General features: G+C 71.4%; 18 protein-coding genes. 9 read left to right on the forward strand and 9 right to left on the reverse strand.

From position 1 onward, the window contains the following. Positions 1-18 precede the first annotated feature (18 nt). From AB0G32_RS26195 to AB0G32_RS26230, 8 genes are read right to left on the reverse strand one after another with little or no spacing between them, the layout of a single operon-like run. Positions 19-1065: a ketoacyl-ACP synthase III family protein gene (locus AB0G32_RS26195; RefSeq protein ID WP_361168008.1), complete on the reverse strand. Its 1047-nt coding sequence runs from the start codon at positions 1063-1065 to the stop codon at positions 19-21. Continuing rightward, positions 1062-1700: an HAD family phosphatase gene (locus AB0G32_RS26200; RefSeq protein ID WP_361168011.1), complete on the reverse strand. Its 639-nt coding sequence runs from the start codon at positions 1698-1700 to the stop codon at positions 1062-1064. Before AB0G32_RS26200 ends, AB0G32_RS26195 begins: the two co-directional genes overlap by 4 nt. A 14-nt stretch (positions 1701-1714) precedes the next feature. Further along, the gene (locus tag AB0G32_RS26205; RefSeq protein WP_361168014.1) at positions 1715-3064 is read right to left on the reverse strand and encodes an NAD(P)/FAD-dependent oxidoreductase; all 1350 of its coding nucleotides are present in this window, start codon (positions 3062-3064) and stop codon (positions 1715-1717) included. A 20-nt stretch (positions 3065-3084) separates the two neighbouring features. Then, positions 3085-3363, reverse strand: coding sequence for an acyl carrier protein (locus AB0G32_RS26210; RefSeq protein WP_361168017.1), 279 nt, complete (start codon positions 3361-3363; stop codon positions 3085-3087). Positions 3364-3390: 27 nt separating this feature from the next. Beyond that, positions 3391-4113 (reverse strand): methyltransferase domain-containing protein, encoded by a 723-nt coding sequence (locus AB0G32_RS26215; protein WP_361168020.1) that lies wholly within the window; start codon positions 4111-4113, stop codon positions 3391-3393. Then, entirely contained in the window at positions 4110-5576 is a 1467-nt protein-coding gene (locus tag AB0G32_RS26220; protein ID WP_361168023.1) for an AMP-binding protein, read from the reverse strand. The genes AB0G32_RS26215 and AB0G32_RS26220 overlap by 4 nt, the downstream gene beginning before the upstream one ends. Then, a complete protein-coding gene (locus AB0G32_RS26225; protein WP_361168026.1) occupies positions 5573-6715 on the reverse strand; it encodes an acyl-CoA dehydrogenase family protein in 1143 nt (380 codons plus the stop codon). The genes AB0G32_RS26220 and AB0G32_RS26225 overlap by 4 nt, the downstream gene beginning before the upstream one ends. Then, the gene (locus tag AB0G32_RS26230; RefSeq protein ID WP_361168029.1) at positions 6699-7754 is read right to left on the reverse strand and encodes a ketoacyl-ACP synthase III family protein; all 1056 of its coding nucleotides are present in this window, start codon (positions 7752-7754) and stop codon (positions 6699-6701) included. Before AB0G32_RS26230 ends, AB0G32_RS26225 begins: the two co-directional genes overlap by 17 nt. Before the next feature lie 563 nt (positions 7755-8317). Between AB0G32_RS26230 and AB0G32_RS26235 the strand changes: the two genes are divergently transcribed. The 3 genes from AB0G32_RS26235 (at position 8318) to AB0G32_RS26245 (ending at position 10835) form a co-directional block, all read left to right on the forward strand. Beyond that, positions 8318-8866, forward strand: coding sequence for a hypothetical protein (locus AB0G32_RS26235; RefSeq protein WP_361168032.1), 549 nt, complete (start codon positions 8318-8320; stop codon positions 8864-8866). 86 nt (positions 8867-8952) lie between these two features. Next, entirely contained in the window at positions 8953-10077 is a 1125-nt protein-coding gene (locus tag AB0G32_RS26240; protein WP_361168149.1) for a histidine kinase, read from the forward strand. Between the two features lie 128 nt (positions 10078-10205). Continuing rightward, complete coding sequence (locus AB0G32_RS26245; protein WP_361168152.1) at positions 10206-10835, forward strand: response regulator transcription factor; 630 nt, start codon at positions 10206-10208, stop codon at positions 10833-10835. Between the two features lie 120 nt (positions 10836-10955). Here the strand turns inward: AB0G32_RS26245 and AB0G32_RS26250 are convergent, their stop codons facing one another. After that, positions 10956-11813 (reverse strand): calcium-binding protein, encoded by an 858-nt coding sequence (locus AB0G32_RS26250; RefSeq protein ID WP_361168035.1) that lies wholly within the window; start codon positions 11811-11813, stop codon positions 10956-10958. A gap of 273 nt (positions 11814-12086) precedes the next feature. Between AB0G32_RS26250 and AB0G32_RS26255 the strand changes: the two genes are divergently transcribed. The 6 genes from AB0G32_RS26255 (at position 12087) to AB0G32_RS26280 (ending at position 18810) form a co-directional block, all read left to right on the forward strand. Then, positions 12087-13241, forward strand: coding sequence for a histidine kinase (locus tag AB0G32_RS26255; protein ID WP_361168038.1), 1155 nt, complete (start codon positions 12087-12089; stop codon positions 13239-13241). Continuing rightward, positions 13229-13879 (forward strand): response regulator transcription factor, encoded by a 651-nt coding sequence (locus tag AB0G32_RS26260; protein ID WP_361168041.1) that lies wholly within the window; start codon positions 13229-13231, stop codon positions 13877-13879. The genes AB0G32_RS26255 and AB0G32_RS26260 overlap by 13 nt, the downstream gene beginning before the upstream one ends. Before the next feature lie 292 nt (positions 13880-14171). Next, complete coding sequence (locus AB0G32_RS26265) at positions 14172-15128, forward strand: ABC transporter permease (RefSeq protein ID WP_361168044.1); 957 nt, start codon at positions 14172-14174, stop codon at positions 15126-15128. After that, on the forward strand, positions 15125-16030 hold the full coding sequence (locus AB0G32_RS26270; RefSeq protein WP_361168047.1) for an ABC transporter permease: 906 nt from the start codon (positions 15125-15127) through the stop codon (positions 16028-16030). Before AB0G32_RS26265 ends, AB0G32_RS26270 begins: the two co-directional genes overlap by 4 nt. A gap of 95 nt (positions 16031-16125) precedes the next feature. Further along, positions 16126-17694 carry an ABC transporter substrate-binding protein gene (locus AB0G32_RS26275; RefSeq protein ID WP_361168050.1) on the forward strand — a complete coding sequence of 523 codons (1569 nt, stop codon included), beginning with the start codon at positions 16126-16128 and terminating at the stop codon, positions 17692-17694. Positions 17695-17787: 93 nt separating this feature from the next. Continuing rightward, positions 17788-18810 (forward strand): ABC transporter ATP-binding protein, encoded by a 1023-nt coding sequence (locus AB0G32_RS26280; RefSeq protein WP_361168053.1) that lies wholly within the window; start codon positions 17788-17790, stop codon positions 18808-18810. Positions 18811-18823: the final 13 nt, after the last annotated feature.

Below are 18823 nucleotides of genomic sequence, written 5' to 3' on the forward strand. Positions count from 1 at the left end.
ATCGTCGGTTCCTCGCACTCACTCGGTCCAGGGCGGCAGCGCGTGGACGGTGAGCACCACGGCGACGGCCGACCAGCCCGGGGCGCCGCCGAACAGCAGCACGTGGTCGCCCGCGTCGAGCCGTCCGGTGCGCAGCAGGTGGTCGAGGGCGATGAACTGGTCGCTGGCCGAGGCGTGCCCGATGTCGCGGCCGAACTCGTACTGCGACCGGGTGATGTCCAGGCCCAGCGGTTCGGTGGCACAGTTGCGGGTGGTGGCCTCGTCGCCGTTGGGCACCAGCACCCAGCGCAGGTCGGGGCCCTTGATCCCGGCCTCGTCCAGAGCGGCCCGCACGGTCTCGGCGCAGGCCCGGGCGATGCCGTCGGCGACGCCCGGGCCGCCGGTCTCGCGCACCCGCTCGTTGAACTGCTGGGCGCGTTCCACGGGGTCGACGCGGTGGCCGGTGGACCCGGTGGGAGGGAAGAGCGGTTCGTCGCCGCGGGCCATCGCCTCGAACTGCGGGTAGACCCGGGAGACGACCGCCTCGACCCGGGCGAAGCCGTCGGTGGGACTGATCACGACGGAGCTGGCCGCGTCGGCGGCGATCACGCCCATCGGTCCGCTGTTCCACCGGTTGAACAGCGGGGAGTTGAAGTTGTCCGCCGTGGTCAGCAGGATGTCCGGCCGGTCCGCCGGCTGGTGCGCCAGCAGGCCGGCGGCCAGTTCGACGCCGGTCAGCATGCTGTTGCAGCCGTTGCGGATCTCCGTACCGCCGGCTCCGCCGATGCCCAGCTCCCGCATGATGTACGCGGCCGGCGACCACATCTCGGGGCCCTGGTAGAACGTCGAGCCGTGCAGGACCGTACCGATCGCCGCGGCGCCGCCCGGTGACCGCTCCAGCGCGGTGCGGGCGGCCCGTACGGCCATGTCGGGCGGTGCCTCCGGTCCGGCCACGAGCACCCCGCGCAGGCCGCTCTCGGCGTGCACCGTGGCGTCGTACAGGCCGGCGGCGACCGCCTCGGCCGCCGGGTAGGGCTCGGGCAGCCAGCAGCCCAGGCCGGCCAGGAAGACGTTGGCGGGCTTCATGTCGGGGCGCCTCTTCTCTGCGTGGTTTCTCTGAGCCGTGCGACGGTCAGTGCGGTCAGGTCCGGTACGGCGAGGGTGACCGGCTCGGCCGTGGCCGCGACCGCGACGGTGGCGCAGCCCGCGGCCCGGCCGGAGCGCAGTCCGGCGGCCGAGTCCTCCACGGCGACGCAGGCGTCCGGCGCGACGCCGAGCCGGGCGGCGGCCACCAGGTACGGCTCCGGATGCGGTTTCGGGTGCGTGACCTCGTCGCCCGCCACGGTCACGGCGAACGCCGCGTCCCCCAGCGAGGGCAGGGCCGCGTCCACCAGCGCCCGGTAGGAGGACGACACCAGCGCGCACGGGACGCCGGCCCGCCGCAGCGACCGGAGCAGGCCGACGGCTCCGGGCAGCGGGGCGATCCCGGGCCGCAGCCGGTCCAGCAGGCGGCGGCTGACCCGCGCGTACAGCTCCCCGGGGTCCAGCGGCGGGCGGGCGAGGCCGCACAGCCGGGCCAGGTTCCCGGCGACGTCCCGGCCGCGCAGTTCCTCGGGCCGGACCGCCCCGGGCGGTACGCCGGCCGTGCCGAGCACCTCCGACAGGCACTGGTGCAGCAGGGGTTCGGTGTCGACGAGCGTGCCGTCCAGGTCGAACAGCACCGCCCAGGGCGCGGTCAGAACAGGGCCCGGGAGTCGGGGGACACCTTCATCCTGCCGAGCAGCGGGTGCCAGAGGTGTCCGGGGTCGGCCTCGACGGCGGCGACGAAGTCGCGCATCGCGGTCAGCGCGGCCGGTTCCTGTTCGTCGTAGACGTCGCCCTGGAGGAGTTTGAGCACGTCGATGCGGTAGCGGGGATCCTGGACGAAGGCGGTGAAGAGGATGTTGAGCCGGTAGTACAGCGAGATGAACTCGTACCAGCTGGAGACCCCGCGCCGCAGTTTCGTCACGTAGTTCTCGAAGCGGGCGGCCCTGAAGTCGCCGGCCTCGGCGGCGGCGATGATGTCGGCCGAGGCCAGCCGGGCGCTGTTCATGGCGACGCTGACCCCGCTGGAGAAGATCGGGTCGACGAACCGGGCGGCGTCGCCGATCATCACCATCGCGTCGTCGCACACCTTGCGCATGCCGTAGCTGTAGTCGCCCTCGGCCTTGAAGGGGCGGACCCGTTCGGTCTTCTTCAGCGTGTCGTGCAGCAGCGGACGACTGGCCACCGAGTCCCAGAAGAACCCTTCCAGATCGCCCGCGCTCTGCTTGAACCGGGCCTTGTGCGTGACGACCCCGACCGAGGTGATGGTGTCGGTGATGGGAATCTGCCACACCCAGGTGTCGGTGAGCGGCAGGAAGTGGATGAAGATGTACTCGGCCTGGTTCTCGTCGTTGGCCAGCGCCTCCCGGTCCAAGCCCTCGAACCAGCTGTGCACGGCGTACTGGTTGAACACCGGGTCGGGCACCTTGACCCCCAGCTGCCGGCCCAGCAGGGTGCCGCGTCCGCTGGCGTCGACGACCATCCGCACCGCCACCTCGGCGGTGCCCGCGCCCAGCCCCGCCTTCAGCACCGGACGGTCGGTGTCGGTGAAGTCGACGCCGCGCACCCGGACCCCGGAGTACACCTTCGCGCCGAGGCTCTCGGCGTGTTTGAGCAGGATGTGGTCGAACCGGCCGCGGTCGACGTGGAAGGTGTGGTCGCGGTCCACGCCCAGCTGGTCGCGTTCGTTGAACAGCACGTCGGCGGCGCCGAGGCCGTGGTCGTGGACCTGGAAGCCGAGCGGGTCCACGTCGTCGGCGTTGGCCGAGGTCCACGCGGCGCCGTACTTGCGCGGGAAGCCCGCCGCCTCGATCTTGTCCATGGCGCCGATCTCCAGCAGCACCGGCGTGGTGGCCGGCACCAGGGACTCGCCCACGTGCTCCCGGGGGAAGAACTCCCCCTCGAAGACCGCCACCGACAGACCGGCCTTGGCGAGGTAGGACGCGGCGGTGGAGCCGGCCGGGCCGCCGCCGATGATGCCGATGTCGTAGTCGTACGTCATCTGATCTCCTTGGGGCCGGGTCAGCGGGCGGCGGTCTGCGAGCGCAGGCGCAGGACCAGATCGGTGATCGTCTCCAGGGTGCGGAAGTGTTCACCGGTCATGTGGACGGGCGGCACACGTATGCCGTGGACGGTCCGGATGTGGGCCAGCAGCCGGGCGGTGCGTACCGAGTCCAGGACGCCCAGCTCCAGCAGCGGGGCGTCGGGGGTGATCTCGTCGGCCGGCACCCCCGTCGCGAGTTCCTCCCGCACGTACGTGAGCAACTGGTCCAGCAGGGTGGTGCGGTCGAGGTCGGTCATGGGTTCCTCCAAAGATGTGCGCGCCAGTCACGGCCGGGCCGGCGCACGTGCCACGAGGTAGGTGGTCGGCAGCTCCAGCGGCTGTCCGTCGGGGGTGTGCTCCGTGGTGTGCAGGGCGATGTCGCCGTCGTCGACGACGGCGAGTCCGTACTGCTCGAACAGCAGCCGCAACCGGCCGTCGTGGGCGGGGGCGACGCGGGCCCCGAAGTCGAAGTGGGCGGCCAGACCGGCCGTCTTCGGCAGGTGCGCCCCGCCGGCCAGCAGTTCGGCGACGTACCAGCCGGTGCGCTCGGTCAGCTCCTGGGCGAACAGGACGCCCGTTCGGCCGAGCAGGCGCGCGACGGCCGTCAGCATCCTGCCCCGGTCGCCGGGGGCGAGCTGGTGCAGGACGCCGCGCAGGTAGACGTTGACGTCGCCGCACTCGGCGCGCAGGGCGGCCGCGGTGTCCTCGTCGAGGACGTCGGCACGGCGGTAGGTGACGTTGGGCGCGGGATGTGTGGCGGCGGCCAGTTCCACCGCGGCCTCGGCGATGTCCACTCCGACGACCCTGGGGAAGTGCCGGGCCAGCCACCGGGTCTGCCGTCCGCTGCCGCAGCCGAGGTCGACCAGCGGCAGGGCCGGGTCGATGTGGTCGCGGAACAGCGGCAGGTGCCGGGCCGCGGTCAGTTCCGGCGCGGAGTCCCACAGGGCGGCGCCGGGTTCGGCGGGCAGCGCCGACCAGAAGGCGTCCCAGCTGCTCGCGCCCGTCATGTGCCAGCTCCCCGGGTCGCCGGGACCGTCAGCAGGCCGGCCAGCGCGGCGCGGTCGACCTTGCCGTTGGCGGTGCGCGGGAAGGCGTCGACGGTGTGCAGCGCGTCGATGGCCATGTACGGCGGCAGGTGGCGCGCGCAGTGCCGGCGCAGTTCGGTGTATCCGGGGCCGCGGCCGGTCTCGGGGACCACGAAGGCGTGCAGCCGGGCGTCCGGGCCGGCGCCCAGGACGACGACCGCCGCGTCCCGCACCGCCTCGTGGGCGGCGAGTACGCCGGTGATCTCGGCGGGCTCGACGCGGTGGCCGCGGACCTTGGCCATGTCGTCGGTGCGGCCCCGGTACTCCAGCAGGCCGCCCGGGTCGTACCGGCCGAGGTCACCGGTCCGGTACGGCCCGCGGTGCGGCGGTGCGCCCCAGTAGCCGAGCATGACGGTCGGGCCGTCCACCACGATCTCGCCGCCGTCCAGCGTCACCGTGTTCCCGGCGACCGGCGTGCCGATCGGCACGGGTCCGGTACGGGTGAGGTCGGCGGCGGTCACCTCGTACGAGGTGCACACGTTGGTCTCGGTCGGGCCGTACCAGTTCAGCATGCGGACGCCGGCGGGCCAGGCGCGGCGCAGGTCCTTCAACGGATTCAGCGGGAACGGTTCGCCGGCGAAGACGCACGCGCGCAGGGCGCCGGGGCCGCGCTCCAGCAGTTCGCCGTACTCGGCCATCAGCACCAGCACGGACGGCACCGAGTACCAGATGGTGATCCGGCTCTCCAGCAGGAAGTCGACCAGGGGCTGCGCGGCCCGGGCGAGGGCCGCACCCACGAGGTGGACCGACGCGCCGGCGCGGAAGGCCGCGTAGAGGTCGAAGACGGACAGGTCGAAGCTGAACGCGGCGTGGTTGGCCAGCCGGTCGGCCGGGGTGAGGGCCAGTTCCCGGCAGGCCCAGTCGACGAAGGCCAGCGCGCCCCCGTGACTCACGCAGACGCCCTTCGGGACGCCCGTCGACCCCGAGGTGTACAGGATGTACGCCGGGTCGGACGGCCGGGCGGGGTGCGGGGCGCTCTGCGGCAGGTGCGCCGCGCCGCGCCGCAGGTCCGCACAGGGCACGCAGGTCGTGCCGGGGACCTGGTCGGTGTGGTCGGTGACGATCAGCGCCGGGCGGGCGTCGGCGGCGATGCGGGCCACCCGTTCGCGGGGGTTGTCGCGGGGGACGGGCACGTGGATCGCGCCGCACCGCAGCACCGCCTGGGCGACGGCCACCGCGTCGGCCGTCTTGTCCGTCCACACCAGGACCCGGTCGCCGGGCCGGACGCCGTGGGCGCGCAGCGCGGCCAGATACGTGCCGGCGCACGCGTCGAGTCCGGCGTAGGTGAGGGCGGTGGTCAGGTCGCGGACCGCGAGCGCGTCGGGGGTGCGGGCGGCGGCGTCCGCCACCAGGCGGTGCAGGTGCGCGGGCTCCGGTGGGGTCACAGTCCCATCTCCCGGGCGATCAGCTGACGCTGGATGTCGGAGGTGCCGGAGAACGTCGTCGCGGGGACGGCGTCGCGCAGGTGTTCCTCGATGCCGTACTCCGTCAGGAAGGCCCGGCCGCCGAAGATCCGGCTCGCGTCGAGGGCGGTGGCGACGGCGGCCTCGGAGACGGCGAGCTTGGCGAGGGCGACCCACAGGCCGGGGTCACCGCCGGCGTCGATCTCGGCGCACGCCCGGTAGAGCAGCAGCCGTCCGCTCTCCAGCCGCAGCTTCATGTCGGCCAGCCGGTCCGCGACCGGCGGGAGGTCGGCGAGCCGCTTGCCGGACTGCCGCCGCTGCCGGGCGTGCCGCACGCAGTGCCGGATGAGCCGTTCCTGCTGGCCGAGGTAGAGGGCGAACAGGCAGGACCGCTCCCAGCGCATGGAGGTCTGGAACACCAGGTGGCCCTGGCCCGGGCTGCCCAGCACCCGGTCGTCCGGTACGAAGCACCGGGTGAAGCGGACCTCGCTCGCCTGGCAGGCGGTCAGCGCGGACTTGTCCAGCGGCTCGCCCGCGACCAGTCCCGGGCTGTCGCGGTCCACGGCGAAGGCGGTGGCGGCGAAATAGCCGCCGTCCGGGTCGGTGGTGGCGTAGGTGACGTAGAGGCCGGCGGACGGGCCGTTGCTGACGAAGCTCTTGACGCCGTCGAGGAGATACCCGCCGTCGACCCTGGTGGCCGTGGTCGCCAGCCGGGAGATGTCCGATCCGGCGTCCGGTTCCGTCATGGCGTTGCCCGCGATCAGGTCGCCCGAGCACAGGGCGGGCAGCAGTGCCTCCCGGGTCCGCGCGGACGCGAACTCCACGATCGGCCTGGCGCAGGCGAACAGGTGGGCCGCCGCGGCGAACAGCAGCCCGGTGTCCGCGCCGCCGTCGCTCGCCCCCTCGTAGAGCAGGGCCGTGTCGAGGGCGCCGAGACCGCTGCCGCCGTACTCCTTCGGAACGGCGGCCCCTGGTAAACCGAGGCGGGCCAGTTCCTTCCACTGCCGCATTCCGCGGGGGTCGCTGATTTCTTGCGCGGCCGCCCGCACCCGCGCATGTATTTCCTGTTGTTCCGCGCTCAGGCTGAAATCCATGAGGCGCCTTTCACGAAGCGGCGGCATGACCGGCGGCGGACCAGTGCGGGGTTTCGGTGATCTCGATGACGGCGGCGGCGATATTCAGTCCGGGGCCGACGCCGAGCATCAGGAAATGGTCCCCGCCTCGCAGTTCACCGGTGTGCAGGAGTTGTTCGAGTGCCACCGTCTGGTCGCTGGCGCCGATATGGCCGACGGTACGCCCCTGTTCCCAGGTGGAAAGGGACATCGGCAGCCCGAGCGGTACCATCGCGCGGTCTTCGACGCGTTCTCGTGACCCGTTGGCGTAGGCGACACGGGAGATGTCGTCCATGGTGATGCCGGCTTCTTCGAGGGTGCGGCTGACGAGTTCGTCCTGGGCGGCGACGAGTTTCAGCGGGCCGGCCGGGTCCCGGTCCGGGCCGTCGAGCCAGCGGTGTTTGGACTCGCCGAAGTCGAGCCGGCCCGCCCGGCCCGCCCCCGGCGGGAACAGCGGCTCGGACCCGCGGTGCATGGCCTCGTACTCGGGGAGCGTGACCGCGTTGACCGACTTGAGCCGGGCGAAGCCCTCGCGGCGGCTGAGGACGATGGCCGAGCCGGCGTCACCCATGACGAAGTGCGGGCTGAACCGCCAGCGTTCCAGCAGGTCGGAGGTGAAGTTGTCGCCGGAGGTGAGCAGCGCGGCCTCGTGCTCGGGCGAGGCCATGAGATGACTCGCCGCCAGTTCCAGGGCGGAGAACATGCCCATGCAGCCCTGTCTGACCTCGGCCGCGGTGGCCCGGCCGGCGCCCGTGTGCCGCTGCACGTAGTACTGCGGGCACCAGCCGTGCGGGCCCTGGTACCAGACGCTGACGTAGAGCAGCAGACTGAGGGACTCGGGGTCCTGTCCAGCCCGTTCGAGTGCCTGCCGGCAGGCCCGGACGGCCATTTCGGGGGCGGGGACGTCACCGGCGACCGTGACGCTGGTGATGCCGTATTGCTCCGCGGCACTCCGGTCGATCAGATCCCGTTCGACCGCCCATTCGATGGGGACCCGGTCGGGAAGAAAGGAGCCCAGACCGCTGATCAGCACGTCGGACGTTTTCACGGCCCACCCCGGATTCTTTCGGTCGCGTGCGATGAGGCGCCCCATCAGGCTGATCGGGCAGGGTGCTGCGATGGCACATCATGCTCGGCTGCGACCGTTCGACTCGCAACGGAGAAAGGCCGGTACGGGGACGGGGAAAGCCGGTACGGGGACTGGGAAAGAGGGGGGACAGGAAACGTGTGGTCTCTTCTGTGCGCCGACTCGCTCATATGCCGACCCGGCAAACCCGGCACGGTCCGACCGGAAGGGGTAACGGCATTCCTGCAAGTAAGGGTGCACTGGGTTCCGGTGTGCGTCAAGGTGCCAGCGATATCGCCTGGTGCGGAAAGCGACGGTTGGGGTTCCCTGCTGGTTGATCATGTCCGTCCCGGTGTGGCCGGCGGCCGGTCCGGGTGGCGGCGGCATCGGCCGAAGTCCTTGGGCCGCCGTTCACCACCACGGTGGGCGCCGGCCGTTTCCGCGTCGCGCCGCGCGGTGGGGCTCCAGCGGGGCTGACCGGTCTCCACCCGAAGTTCCACCCGTGGGTCCAGGCGGGCACGGTCCTGTGCCAGCAGGCTTGCAGCATGACAACGACCGACTGGATCACCGACATCGCCCTCCTCCTCGTCGTCTTCCGGCAGTTGCGGGAGGGCCGCCTCGACGCCAAGTCGTATCTGATCCCGCTGGCGATCGTGGCGTTCGTCGCGCACAGCTACCTGGACAGCGTGCCCACGGCCGGCAACGACCTGGTGCTGATCGGCACACTGGTCGCCGTCGGCGCGGCTCTTGGCATCGCGGGCGGCGTCTATACCCGGATACGCAGGGCCGGCGAGCACCTCTTCATCAAGGCGGGCGCGGTCTCCGCGATCCTGTGGGTGCTGGGCATGGGGGCGCGGATGGGCTTCCAGCTGTGGGTGGACCACGGTGGCTCCGACGACGTGGCCCGCTTCAGCGTGGCCCACCAGATCACCACCGGGGACGCGTGGGTGGCCGCGTTCGTGCTGATGGCGCTCACCGAGGTGGTCACCCGGCTGGGCACCATATTCGTCCGCGGCCGCATGGCCGTCCGGGAGCAGCGGGAGCCGGCCGTGGACGGACGGTCCGCGGCGGTCGCCGCGGACCGGGCGGTCTGAGTACGGGTTATCGTCGCGCTGTGTCTGCTTCCGACCATCGCCCAGCCCCCGGGCCGGCTCCCGAACAGGAGCCCGGCCCCCGGGTCGTGTCCCGGCACGACGCCTCTCTCCAGTGGGCCGTCACCCTGTTGATCATCGCCATCGCGGTCGGCACCGTCCGGCCGGTGGGCGTCAGTGGCCAGGGCCTGGCCGTGGTCGCCCTGCTGGTGGTCAACTCCGCCGCCCTGACGGCCAGACACCTGCCGCCCTCCTTCCCGCCCCGGGCCGCGCTGGTCTGGCTGACCACCGGTGTCGTGGCGTCGGCCGCCCTGCTCAAGGTGAGCGACAGCGGCTCCGGCTATCTGTTCGCCTACTTCCTTGCCGGCCACGCCGGCTACCGCCTCCGCCTCAAGCCGGCCCTGGCGGTCGCGGCCCTGTCCAGCCTGCTGTGCGGCGCCGTCTTCTACTTCTACATCGGCCCCGATCACGAGGTGCTGACCTGGACCTTCGGTCTCAGCACGGGCATCCCGGTGGTGGCTGGAATCCTGGGTCGCAGCAGGCAACAGGCGGTGGAGGCGAGACTTGAGGCCGCCGAGTCCGCCGAGCGGGCCGCGCGGGCCGAGGCGCGGACGGCCGTGCTCACCGAACGCGGCCGCATCGCCCGCGACGTCCACGATGTGCTGGCGCACTCGCTGGCCGGGATCAACATGCACCTGGAACTGGCGGACGCCCTGATCGACACCGGTGACCTGGAGAAGGTCCGCGCGGCGCACAACAAGGCGCAGAGCCTGGTCAAGGAGAGTTTGAAGCAGGCCCAGTGGACGGTGCACGCGCTGCGTGAGGATTCCCTTCCGCTGCTGGAGAGCCTGACCGCCATGATCGAGTCGTCCGGCCACCGCGAGGTGCTCACCGTCACCGGGACCGTTCGCGAGCTGCCGGTCCAGGTCACCCAGAACGTACTGCGCATCGCGCAGGAGGCGCTGACCAACGCGGCCCGGCACGCTCCCGGGGCCGGGACAGCGGTGGAGCTGAGGTTCGACGCCGCCTCGACCACCCTCGCCGTCCGCAACGGACCCGCGGCCGGTGCGGGGACCGCGGGTGCCGGCAGCGGCATGGGACTGATAGGAATGCGCGAGCGCGTCGCCCTGCTGGGCGGCACCCTCACCGCGGGGCCGCTCACCGAGGGACCGGACCGCGGCGGCTGGCAGGTGGAGGCAGTGATTCAGGGATGACGGCGAATCAATCGGCGCGGGACCCGCAGAACTCGCGGGACCCGCAGAACTCGCGGGACCCGCAGAACCCGCAGAACCCGCACTACTCACAGGAACCGCTGGAACCGCGGAACCCGCAGCCGTTGCGGGTGATCGTCGCCGACGATCAGGCCGCCGTCCGCGAGCCCCTGGCCGCGGTGCTCGACCTGACCGAGGACATCGACGTCGTGGCCGCCGCCGCGGACGGCACCGAGGTACTCGCCGCCGTGGCCGCCGCGCCCGTCGACGTCGTCCTGATGGATCTGCGCATGCCGGTGATGGACGGTACCGAGACCACCCGCCGGCTGAGCGAGGAGCACCCGGGGACGGCCGTGGTCGTGCTGACCACCTTCGCCGACGACGACTCGATCCTGGCGGCCCTGAGTGCCGGCGCCCGCGGCTATCTGACGAAGAACGCGGGGCGCCAGGACATCGTGCGCGCGATCCGGGCCGCCGCCGCGGGACAGTCCGTACTCGACCACGAGGTCCAGAACCGCCTGCTGGCCACCGTCCGCACGCGCCCGCCGGCCGACGCGCAGCCACTCCCCGCGGACCTCACCCGCCGCGAACGCGAGGTGCTCACCCTCATCGGCCAGGGCCTGCCCAACCGGGCCATCGCCGAGAAGCTCTTCATCAGCGAGGCCACGGTCAAGACCCACATCAACAACCTGTTCGCCAAGGCCGGCATCCAGGACCGGGCCGACGCCGTCCGCCGCGCCATCGCCGCCGGACTGGCCTGACCCGGCCCCGGGTCGGGCCAGTCCGGCCCGTCGGTGCGTCAGAAGGGGAGGATGCGCCCTCTCCCGGGCCGGCTGGTCACCGCCGAGGCGGCGGTGGAACACCGCGAAGGCGATCTCCTCTCAGGGCCGCACATCGACGTAGTCACCGGCGGCCTTGGCCGGCCCGGTGGTGCCGGTGCCGGCGAAGTTCCACCGCCAGTAGCCGTCCTTGACCGCCTTGACCGTGGTGCGCAGCGCACCGGTGGCACTCGTCTTCGCCGTGGCCACCGGGGTGTAGGTGTCGCTGTTCTTCGGGCGGAACTGGAGTTGCACGGCGCGGCCCGCGTAGCCCGCGTACCGGTAGGTGTCCCAGTTGGCCCGCACGAGCTTGCCGGTGACGGTGATCCGGGCGCCCTTGGCCACCGGCTCCGGCGAGGCGTTGACCGTGAGCCGCGCGGCCCGCTTGAGACCGAACGTGCCCACACCGGGGGCGAAGGCGCTGTCGCCGTCTCCGGCGTCGACCAGGGCGTCGACCGACCACCTGCCCGCCTGTGCGTTGGACAGGTCCACGGGGTCGTCGCTGCCCGGGGCCAGGTGGGCGTTGACGGTGAACACCGTCGTGCACGCCGTCGCCGTCTCGCAGAAGGCGTCGGTGGTGTAGAAGCCGCCGTGCGGCCCCTTGAGGTCCACGTCGGCGAACGACAGACCGGAGTCGTCCGCTCCGGTGACCGTGACCGAGAACCGCACGTCGTGCGTGATCCCCACGATCACGTCACGTCCGCCGTTGACGGTGGCACCTTCGACCACCGGATCACCAGCCACGGCACCGGCCGCTGCGCCGGCGCCCGCCAGCAGGACGGCTACGGTCCCGACGACCGCGACACCGCTCGCGGCGCGCCGCACGGGTGCGCGCGGCGGAACATGCGCGGCGGCGACGGCTGGGGCGGCGCCACCTCTGCCGTTCCGTCCGCCATCAGGTGGTACGGCGACACGGCTCATGAACCCTCCCAGGGAGACAGGCCTCATCGCCGGCCACCCAGTGAACACGGGCCATCGGTGGCGGACGCGGGAGACCTACGGGTATTGCTCCCTACGACCACCGAACCGGCCCAACCGTTGCCCCCGGATTCGAACACGCGCCTCTGCACATCTGTCCGGACTCACGCCGAAGCCTCCCTCGAGTTCTCCCACCTCCTGGGTGTAGCCAGCTACACCCAGGAGGTGGCGGCCCCTCCCCTGTAGGTGGGCACGCGTTCATCTAACGTTGACAGCATGTGGAAAACGACGCGGCAGGCCGCACGGGCCACAGGCCAGTCGGTCCTGACCGCAGCGATGCTTTTCGGCCTCTACCTGTTCACCACCGTGCTGATCATCACGGTCGTCGCCACGCTGGCGGTGGTCGGGGCATGGATGCTGCCGGAGACGGTGCTGCTGATCCGCAGGATCGCCGGGGCGAAACGCCGGCAGGTGGCCGCCTGGACGGGCCGGGAGATCCCGGAGGCGTACCTCCCGCTGACCGGCACCATCCGGGAGCGCCTGCGCGCCGCGGTGACGGACCCCGGCACTTACGCCGACCTGCGCTGGCTGAGCGCCTACTGTCTCTATGGTCTGCTGGCACTCCTTGTGGTGCCGTTGTGGCCCCTCGGGCTGGCCGTCGACGGAATGTGGTGCGGAATGCTGCGTCGGAAGGCGGTGGTGCTGCCCCTCATCACCCGTCTCGCGGATCTGGAGGCCCGCTGGTCCGAGGCCCTTCTCAAGCCTTCTCCGAAGGTCCGGCTCGCCGTCCGGGTGGAGGAGCTGACGCAGACCAGGGCGGGCGCGGTCGCCGCGCACGGTGCCGAGCTGCGCCGGATCGAACGGGATCTCCACGACGGCACCCAGGCCCGTCTGGTGTCCTTGTCCATGCGGATCGGTCTGGCCAAGCGGGCCTACGAGAGCGATCCCCGCACCGCGCGCCGGATGCTCGACGAAGCACAGGATCTGGCCGACGAGGCACTGATCGACCTGCGGCACGTGGTACGCGGCATCCACCCACCGATCCTCACCGACCGGGGACTCGTCGGCGCCGTACAGGCGCTGGCCGCCGGTAGCGGGCTCGACGCGACCCTGAACGTAGCGGGTCTGGACGATCCCGGGGTGCGCGCTCCCGCCGCCGTGGAGGCGGCCACCTATTTCGTGGTGGCCGAGGCACTCACCAATGCCGCCAAGCACAGCGGGTCTCTGCGGGCCTCCGTCCATCTGGAGCGCACGCGTACCGGTCTGCGGGCCGAGGTGAGGGACGAAGGGGCCGGCGGGGTGGACGAGGCGGGCGGCACAGGAGTGCTCGGCATGCGCCGCCGCGTCGCCGCGCTGGATGGCAGTCTGAGCGTGACCAGCCCCGTCGGAGGACCGACCGTGATTGTCGTGGAGTTGCCGTGCGTGTGGTGATCGCCGAGGACAACGCCCTGCTCAGGGAAGGGCTGGTGCTGCTGCTGAGATCGGCCGGCCATGAGCCCGTGGCCGTGGTCGGCAGTGGGCCCGAGATCCTCCCAGCGCTGTTGGAGCACCGCCCTGACGCCGCCGTGCTCGACGTGCGGATGCCACCGGATTTCCGTGACGAGGGGCTGCGGGCCGCGCGTGAGGCACGCCAGAAGATCCCCGGTCTGCCCGTGCTGGTGCTCTCGCAGTACGTCGAGGAGTCCTACGCCGCCGAACTGCTCCAGAGCGGCGCCAGCGGTCTGGGCTACCTCCTCAAAGACCGGGTGGCCCGCGTCGACGAGTTTCTCGACGCGCTCGAGCGGGTCGCCGCCGGAGGTACCGCTCTCGACCCCGAAGTCGTCACCGAGTTGCTGACCCGCCGCCGCGACACGCCCCTGGACTCGCTCACGCCGCGCGAACGCGAGGTGCTCAAGCTGATGGCCGAGGGCCACGACAACGCGACGATCGCCCGGACGCTCGTCGTCACTGAGCGCGCGGTCAGCAAACACATCGGCAACGTGTTCCTGAAACTCGGTCTGCCCCCGAGCGACAGCGGACACCGCAGGGTCCTGGCCGTGCTGGCCTACCTGAACAGCCCTCGGGCATAGCGGTTCAGGCGCCCTGACACCCACCCTCTGAGCCGTACGGTCCATGCCCCCGCCGCGTCTGCGGCGGGGGCATCGGCATGCCCGGAACAAGGCGCGACGGCGGGCCGTACCGGCGGCCGCGCCCGCCGTCGTACCGACAATCTGTTCCGTTGAGCGGACGCGCGCCGCCAATCGGGCCAGGACCGTCACCATGCTGGGCTCCCATCGCGCCGACTCCGGTACGGCGCGTGCTCACCCGCCCCACCGGACGGTCACATGTCACCTCAGCCCCACCCACAAGGAAGCGAGGCGCATGGTGCTCACCGCCGCGAGACGAGTCCTTCGCAGTCTGGTCGTCATCATCCTGGTCACGCTGGGTTCCGTGGCGCTGCTGAGTCTGGCGCCCGGATCGGCCGCTTCCGTCATCCTGGGGGAGAACGCCACACCGGAGGCGGTCGCGCGGCTGAACGCCAGCCTCGGCATGGACCAGCCCCTCTGGCACCAGTACACCGACTGGCTCGGGAACGCCGTCACCGGCGATCTCGGCACTTCGCCGGTCACCAATGAATCGGTCCTGCACGCCGTCCTTGCCCGGCTGCCCGTGACACTGGAACTCGCGGCCCTCGCGCTGACGTTGTCGCTGGTCGTCGCCGTGCTCCTGGCCATCGTCTCCGCGGCGCGGGAAGGGTCCGCCGTGGACCGCGCCGCCACCGCCCTCTCGTCGGTGCTGCTGTCGGTGCCGGCGTTCATCGCGGGCCCCCTGCTGATCTACATCTTCTCCCTGCAACTGGGCGGGCTCCCCGTCAGCGGGTGGTCCCGGGTCAGTACGGACGGCCTCGGAGCGAACCTGCGCGGCGCCCTGCTTCCGGCCCTGTCCATCGCCCTGACCGAGATCGCGGCCTTCCACCGCGCGCTCCGGGCGGACCTGATCGCCACCCTGCGCGAGGACTTCATCGGCGCCGCCCGCGCCAAAGGCATGAGTCCGGCCTACGTCATGTTCCGCCACGCGCTGCGGCCGTCGTCGTTCTCCCTGATCACGCTGGCCGGTATCAACTTGGGCCGGCTGATCGGCGGGACCGTCGTCGTCGAGATCCTCTTCTCGCTGCCCGGCCTCGGTCAGCTCGTCGTGTCCTCGATCGTCTCCCGCGACCTCGTCTCGGTCCAGGGCATCGTGGTCTTCGTCGTCGTGGTCTACGTCCTCATCAACACGCTGGTCGACCTCAGTTACCACTGGCTGGATCCGAGAGTCAGAAAGGCGGCCGCGGAATGACGAGCGCGCAGCACACCGCCCCGAAGGCGCCCGGCAACGGGACCGGCGTCGACAGCGCGGCGGAGCCGACCGTCCCGGCCGGACACCGCGACCGGTCGATCCTCGTGGCGATCGCCTACACCTGGCTCGCCGTGATCGTCCTCGCGGCCCTCTTCGCGGATGTCCTCCCACTGGCCCCCTACGACCGTCCCGTCGCCCAGCCCCGGCAGACGCCGCAGTTCGGCTCGCTCGACCTGCTCCTCGGCACCGATCAGCTCGGCCGCTCGCTGCTGTCCCGCTGCGTCCACGGGGCCCGGGTCTCGCTGCTGGTCGGAGCGGGTGCGGGTCTGATCGGCTCGGTGATCGGGACCGTACTCGGCATGAGCGCCGGGTACCTCCGCGGCCGGACCGACTCGGTGATCCGGCTGATCGCGGACTCCATGCTGGCGTTCCCGCCGCTGATCCTCCTCCTCGCGCTCGCCGCGGTCCTCACTCCCAGCGTGCCGACCATCATGATCGGGCTGACGCTGCTGGTCGTGCCGACCTTCATCCGGCTGGCCAGGGCCAACACACTGTCCTGGGCCTCCCGCGAGTTCGTCACCGCCGCCCGCAACATGGGGGCGAGCAGGCGGCGCATCCTGGCGCGGGAGATCCTGCCCAACCTGCTGCCGTCGCTGGGTGCCTATCTGCCGGTCGTGATGGCCGCGCTGATCGTGGCGGAGGGCTCACTGAGCTTCCTCGGCATGGGCATCCCGCCGCCCGCACCGCGCTGGGGCGGAATGATCTCCGACGGCAAGGACTCCATCGGCGACTACCCGCACGTCGTCTTCGTGCCCACCGCGTTCATCTTCCTGACCGTGCTAGCCCTCAACCAGGCCGGTGACCACCTGCGGCACCGCTTCGACCGTGGTCTGCGCGACTGACGCGGTCGTGGTCCGCATGACTGACGCGGTCCGGCCCGTGCCCTTCCCGGGCAGCCCCGCCGAACTCCGAGATCGTCCATGACAAGGGGTCCACGATGATGCACAGAAGGTGCTCCACCACGATCGCGGTAGCCACCGCGGCACTCCTGCTCGCAGCCTGCGGGGGCGGAGCCGGCAAGGACGGGGAGGGGGCCGCCGGGGCGACGGGCAAGCCGGTCGCCGGCGGGTCCGCCCGGGTACTCACCCTCAGCGAACTCCGTACCCTGGACCCCGCACAGATGGGCAACAACTTCGTCAGCGGGGCCATCGTCGGCAACGCGCTCTACGGCACCCTGCTGACGGACGATCCCGAGTCCGGGAAGATCAAGAGTTCCTTGGCCAAGTCCTTCGACTCCTCCGACGGCGGGAAGACCTTCGAGCTGAAGCTCCGGGACGGGCTGACGTTCTCCGACGGCACCCCGTTCGACGCCGAGGCCGTCAAGTTCAACTGGGACCGGATGCGCAAGCCGGCCACCGCCTCCCCGTACCAGGCCGACGCCTCGCTGGTCACGGCGACGAAGACGGTCGACGCGACGACGCTGAAAGTCACTCTCGCGCAACCCATGGCACAGTTCGCCCAGTCAGTGGTTACCACGTCCATGAACTGGATCGCCTCACCGGCCGCGCTCGGCAAGGGAGCCAAGGCGTTCGACGCGCACCCCGTCGGCGCCGGACCGTACACACTGAAGGAGTGGCGTCGCCAGGACGCCATGGAACTGGCGAAGAACCCCAAGTACTGGGACGCGCCCAAGCCCTATCTCGACAGCCTCACCCTGAAGGTGGCCCTCGACTCCACCCAGCGCGTCAACACCGTGGTCAGCGGCGGCGCCGACGTCGCCATCGAGCAGAACTGGCAGAACCTGAAGAAGGCGGCCGACGCCGGGCTGCCGACCACGACGTCCCCGCTGAACGGCGGCACCTTCCTCGCGCTCAACACCCGGCGGGCGCCGTTCAACGACGCCCGGGCCCGCGAGGCGCTGACCGCCGCCATCGACATGGACGCCCTGAACGCCTCGGTGTTCAACGGGACGGGGGAGACCGTCGACACGCTGTTCCGCAAGTCCTCGCCGTACTACGCCGACATCCCGGTGGCCAAACCCGACGCCGCGACCGCACAGCGTCTGTTCGACGAACTCGCCGCCGACGGCTCACCGGTGTCCTTCACCTTCACCACCACCGCGTCGACGGAGAACAAGGCGCAGGCGGAGTCGATCCAGTCCCAGCTCAGCAAGTTCAAGAACGTCACCATGAAGATCAAGGTGGTCGACTACGCGGAGTTCCTGCCCCTGCAGACCTCGCACGACTTCGACGTCGTGGTGTCGTCCGCCGCCTTCAACGACCCGGAGCCCAGGCTCTGGACCGCCTTCCAGGGCGACTCGCCGACCAACATGTCCGGCATCGACGACGCACAGCTCAACGCGGCCCTGCTGAAGGGGCGTACGGCGACCGACCAGGCGGACCGCAAGGCGGCCTACGACACCGTGCAGAGCCGGCTCGTGGAACTGCGCCCGATGCTCTGGATCCTGCGCACCGCGGGGAGCGCGATCTCCGGCAAGAACGTCGGCGGCCTCACCCAGTACGGCTTCGGCTCACTGCTCCCCGAGGACCTGTGGATCAGCCACTAGGCGACCCCGCGTCCGGCCCCCGCACCAACGACACGGACCGCGGGTGGACGGCAGGCACGGACTGTACGGATGCCAGGAGAGGGTGTGACGGCCATGCAGGACACGACGAACGATCCGATCCTCGAAGTCCGCGGCCTGCGGGTGCACATCGGCACGCCACGCGGTGTGGTACGCGCGGTGGACGACGTCTCGCTGACCATCGGCCACGCGCAGGCGCTGGGCGTCGTCGGGGAGTCCGGCTCCGGCAAGTCGGTGACGGCCAAGGCCATCATGGGCATGCTGCCGCGACGCTCCGGCTGCGCCGGACAGATCCTGTTCCGGGGCAGGGACCTGCTGACACTGTCCCGCGGTGAGCGCAGGAAGATCTGGGGTACGCAGGTCGCCATGGTGTTCCAGGACCCCGGACGGTCGCTCAACCCGGTCGTACGGGTGGAACGGCAACTGACCGAGGGCATGCGCCGGCATCTGGGCGTCGGACGCGCGGAGGCACGGAGCCGGGCCGTCGGCCTCCTCGCTGAGGTCGGTGTGCCCGACCCCGAACGCCGGCTGCGCAGCTACCCGCACGAGCTCTCCGGGGGCATGCGCCAACGAGTCATGATCGCCACCGCGCTCGCGTGCGAACCCGACCTGGTCATCGCCGACGAGCCGACGACGGCACTGGACGTGACCGTCCAGCGCCAGATCCTCGACCTGCTGCGCCGCATTCAGCGGGACCGGGGGACAGCCCTGATGCTGATCAGTCACGACCTCGCCGTGGTGGCGGGGCGGACCGACCGCACAGCGGTGATGTACGCGGGGCGGCTGGCCGAGGTCGGGACCACGAAGACCGTCTTCGAGGCCCCGCGCCACCGCTACACACACGCTCTGCTGGGGGCGGTGCCCACGATCGACCACGAACGGCACACACCCCTGCGGCTCATCTCCGGCACCCTGCCGGACCCCGTCGACCCACCCGCGGGATGCAGGTTCGAACCCCGCTGCCCGGCGGCACGGACCGAATGCGGCACTCCGGGACCCGTCATGGCCTCCGTGGGACACGACCACCGGGTGGCGTGCTGCGTCCCGGTCCCGACGGCCATCACCACACCTACGGCAGGGGGCCATGATGGCCGGTAGCGGGGACGCCCAT

Origin of the sequence: Streptomyces sp. NPDC023723, from assembly GCF_040639815.1 — a bacterium.
In the GTDB taxonomy this organism is placed as follows: Bacteria; Actinomycetota; Actinomycetes; order Streptomycetales; family Streptomycetaceae; genus Streptomyces.